The sequence below is a fragment of the Porphyromonas uenonis 60-3 genome, from assembly GCF_000174775.1.
Classification (GTDB): domain Bacteria; phylum Bacteroidota; class Bacteroidia; order Bacteroidales; family Porphyromonadaceae; genus Porphyromonas; species Porphyromonas uenonis_A.
Genome location: NZ_ACLR01000049.1, coordinates 1 through 3,106 on the forward strand (window position 1 = coordinate 1; position 3,106 = coordinate 3,106).

Annotated in this window: 2 protein-coding genes and 1 pseudogene; 1 reads left to right on the forward strand and 2 read right to left on the reverse strand. The window is 47.4% G+C overall.

Annotated elements, in window-relative coordinates:
* The coding region (locus PORUE0001_RS01490) for a hypothetical protein (RefSeq protein ID WP_007364685.1) at positions 1–388 on the reverse strand (388 nt) is incomplete at its 3' end.
* A 249-nt stretch (positions 389–637) separates the two neighbouring features.
* The gene (locus tag PORUE0001_RS01495; RefSeq protein WP_007364687.1) at positions 638–2,239 is read right to left on the reverse strand and encodes an Mfa1 family fimbria major subunit; all 1,602 of its coding nucleotides are present in this window, start codon (positions 2,237–2,239) and stop codon (positions 638–640) included.
* A gap of 657 nt (positions 2,240–2,896) precedes the next feature.
* Here PORUE0001_RS01495 and PORUE0001_RS01500 point away from each other — a divergent pair.
* Positions 2,897–3,106: pseudogene (locus PORUE0001_RS01500) on the forward strand (IS110 family transposase); the annotation flags it as partial.

Sequence of the window (3,106 nt, forward strand, 5' to 3'; positions counted from 1 at the left end):
GGCAGTCGGGGTGCTTATTGCCCGAGGCTGGTGCTAGGTCACTCATAGTATAGTGCTGGGGGGTAGCTCCTACCCAAATAGTGTATCGATAGGTCTCGCCGCACTCGTTTGGTACGGGAATCTCTATCCTAGAGGCTGCAGTCAGGTCAGCTGGCTCTAGATGCTTGTATGCGATGATCTCTCCTGATGAAGGGACACTGATGACAATATCCATGTAGCCCGCCTTGCCAATGTAAGCCGAGTCAGACATACAGGGCGTCTGCATATAGGGCGTGAAGACCAGTATCGTGGGGCACTCGCCTCGATCATATATAAGCTTATCACAGCTAACGAGTGATAAGACGAGGAGAGGTAGCAGGAGTATACTATATATAGTGTGTCGCTTCATAAAATGCAACTGTGATTGAGAGATCAGGTGTGTCGGTTTAGAGGAAAGGGTCGGATCGTAAGGCTAACGATAATGGGGGGGAACGTGTAAGGATTTGTAGGGACGCTCGGCTCGAGCGTCCGTTGTCTTTACGCTTTAACGCTGCAACCTTTGATACAACGGACGCACGACCGTGCGTCCCTACAAAGGGTTACTCGTCTGTCTAGCACGGACACACACTGTGTGTCCGTACTAGCAGACAGATTCATTTTAAGGTATCGTAAGCTCGATATTGTAGGTGTGTACGCTCCAGGGGACAACCGTAACATCTACAGCCATGTAAGTCTCCTTTGGCGAGAGGTTATCCTCGGGCTTGATGGGAGGAACAGGCTCGTTTGGATTATCCTTTGGCTTGGGATCTGGATTCTTAGGATTGTCGCTATCTGGATCCTCTGGGAAGAGTGGGTTCCAGTTCACACCTATCTTCTTGAAGCCCGTTACGCTGATGTGGTAGATGCTATTACGATATACAGGAGCGTTAAGCGGTCTCTCTGTCTTGTCAGGATTGACAATTGCATAGTAGAGGACCTTACCATTCTTGTATTCTGAGTACTTCTGACCCTCTACGCCACCAGCGCCAGAACTCTTTTCGTCGGTTACATTAATCGCTGAGCGATAGAGCGCACCATTCTCACCAACGTAGAATGTCTCCCCCTCTTTATACGGCTCAGTAAACTTAGCCTTATCAGCAAAAGCATCATTATTAGGGACAAAAGTAGCACGAACGAGGACATAAGCCGTATTGGCACGTCTGTAACCACCTTTGTAGTTAAAGATGTCATAAGCACCATACTTATGCGTATTTTCAAATATAAAGGCAGAGCTCTTGAGAGACTTCTCGCCAATAGCCAAAGCGCTATTGAGATCATCAGCGACAAGAGCCTCGCGAGCCTGGCCAGGTTTAGCAGTCTCTACAAGATCGCTGTAATCATAGAAATTTTCCATGTCTGTATAGCCCTTAGCTGGAAGAACTCCTGGATTATCAGTCTTCGGGATAAAATTATATCCTAGTGTTTTCACAACACCTCGTGAACTTGAAGAATTTAATCTTTTTTGTGTGAGATAGAAGCTGTTCTCACCTTGTGCGACTGCATAGGTGATGTTCTTTATCTTACCTAGAACAACACCATCTGCGCGGACAATCTCATACTCTGGCTTAGTGGTCGTAAGGATGACACGAGCCACAGCACGCTGTACCTGTACCTTGATCTGGTTCTTCAGACCATTTTTAGCTTTCTCTGCGGTAACACCGTCCTCAATCGTCTGCTCGGCTGGCGCCGTTGCATTGGTCATCAGAATGACGTCGTTGCCATCACCATCAACCTTAGTTGCCTCTTTAGCAGCAATCACACTGACAGCTTTTTCATATGCTTGCTCAAACTCGTTAGGGATAGCCTTATTCAGGTAATCCTTAATCGCTTGAGGAGCATTAATGACGACGTAAACCTTCTTATTTCCAGGGGTTGTCAAGATAGCCTTCTTAGTCGTGATGGTGATGTTTGTAGTACTTGTAGCAGGCGTGATATCGAAGTCAGCCTTCGTGTAGCCATCCCAAGAGACAGAGTTTTTATCAACTACGTAGACGGTGATGTTTTCAATAGCATCCTTACCGTTCCACTTACCCTTCGGGTTGTACTCGTCATCATCGCCCTCACCAGGGGTGGCGCGTAGACCCGTAGGGATACTAATAGCCACGTTGACGTAGGTCGTGCCTTCGTTCTGATGCGGCTCTTTCTGATCCTTCTTGCAGGAGGTCAGAGCGACTAGACCTATCGTTAGCAGGCCTAGCAGTGTTCTTACTGTTCTGTTCATTATTCGTTTATTATGAGATTGATATAAAGTTTCTTCACCACCCTATAGAAATCACTATTGTCTAAGGGGATACTCGTAGCAAAGGTAGGCATAATCCGTCAACCATCACTCAAAACGACTTGACATATTCGGTATTTCTTTTGACATATTCGGTATTTCCTCACGGAAATAGAAGTTAGAGACGGGTAGCGACATGTAGGGACGCACGATCTGTGCGTCCGTCCCCGTTAATACCACGACGCTGTAACCTTTGATACAACGGACGCACAGATCGTGCGTCCCTACAGGGCTCGGGCTCGCCTTGATACAACGGACGCACAGATCGTGCGTCCCTACAGGGCTCGGGCTCGCTTTGATACAACGGACGCCCTCCCGCTAAACACTTTCGTGCGTCCCTACTTTAACTTTGCAGAGTGAAAAGAAATCGACCCGAGATTAGGTCAGTTGAACGGGTTGTTCTTACCTTTGTTGTAGTGAGGTAAGGACAGCAACCAGAGGGTAATCTATCGTCCCTACGAGGCTTCGAGCCTAAGGTCTGTTATAGACCCTCTGGAGTTCAGCTACTTGAGACTCATTAGAAAGTGAGGCCTAGAGCCTAATTAAAGTAATAGTCTAATGTAGCCTAGCTGGTCCTTATCAATAATCAGATACAAAGTTATGGAATATCACTTTATCGGCATCGACGTTTCCAAAGAAAAACTGGATGCTACCCTGATTCGCTACGAATCAGAATCAGACAGCGAGCAGCAGCTCGCCTACACCACTGTAGAAAACAACCCTAAGGGGTTCCGGAGCCTCGTCTCTTGGAGCAAGAAGAACGCTGGTCGAGGAGTCAAGACCGACACCATGCTTTTCTGCTGTGAGACT

Coding starts and splice junctions, on each gene's coding strand:
- PORUE0001_RS01495 (WP_007364687.1), bottom strand. CDS start 2,239: ATGAACAGAACAGTAAGAACACTGCTAGGCCTGCTAACGATAGGTCTA.